The organism is Pseudomonas sp. A25(2017) (assembly GCF_002001065.1).
Lineage (GTDB): Bacteria > Pseudomonadota > Gammaproteobacteria > Pseudomonadales > Pseudomonadaceae > Aquipseudomonas > Aquipseudomonas kilonensis.
Genome location: NZ_MUOA01000018.1, coordinates 1 through 598, shown reverse-complemented (window position 1 = coordinate 598; position 598 = coordinate 1). Strand labels below are relative to the sequence as shown.

2 tRNA genes and 1 rRNA gene are annotated in these 598 nt (G+C 48.5%); all 3 read right to left on the bottom strand.

The window, feature by feature from the left end:
- Positions 1 to 204: 204 nt before the first annotated feature.
- Positions 205 to 280 (bottom strand) — tRNA-Ala (locus tag B0E42_RS00065).
- Between the two features lie 10 nt (positions 281 to 290).
- Positions 291 to 367: transfer RNA gene (locus tag B0E42_RS00060), tRNA-Ile, on the bottom strand.
- 123 nt (positions 368 to 490) lie between these two features.
- Positions 491 to 598, bottom strand: a 16S ribosomal RNA gene (locus tag B0E42_RS00055); the annotation flags it as partial.

The following is a 598-nucleotide window of genomic DNA, read 5'->3' as shown; positions in this document are numbered from 1 at the left end:
GTCTTCACCGAAAATTCGATCTGGCTCTGAGAGCCACTCACAAATTTTACCTTAGCCTGATCCGTTACCAGTGAAAGTAACGTTCAGTCTATCTTTCTATCACATACCCAAATTTTTAAAGAACGATCTAATCAAAAGACTAGAAATCAACATTCACCATCACTTTGATGGAATGCTCATTTCTAAGCTTTCAGAAGCAGTTTATGGTGGAGCCAAGCGGGATCGAACCGCTGACCTCCTGCGTGCAAGGCAGGCGCTCTCCCAGCTGAGCTATGGCCCCATTACAAAATTGGTGGGTCTGGGCAGATTCGAACTGCCGACCTCACCCTTATCAGGGGTGCGCTCTAACCAACTGAGCTACAGACCCAATTTCGAGCTTGTAACTGTTAGCTGTGAGCTATCAGCTTGGAGCTTAAAGCTGCTTCTATCGTCTTCTTCAATGAATCAAGCAATTCGTGTGGGAGCTCATGGAGCAGCTGCGGTCGTCGATTAAGGAGGTGATCCAGCCGCAGGTTCCCCTACGGCTACCTTGTTACGACTTCACCCCAGTCATGAATCACACCGTGGTAACCGTCCCCCCGAAGGTTAGACTAGCTAC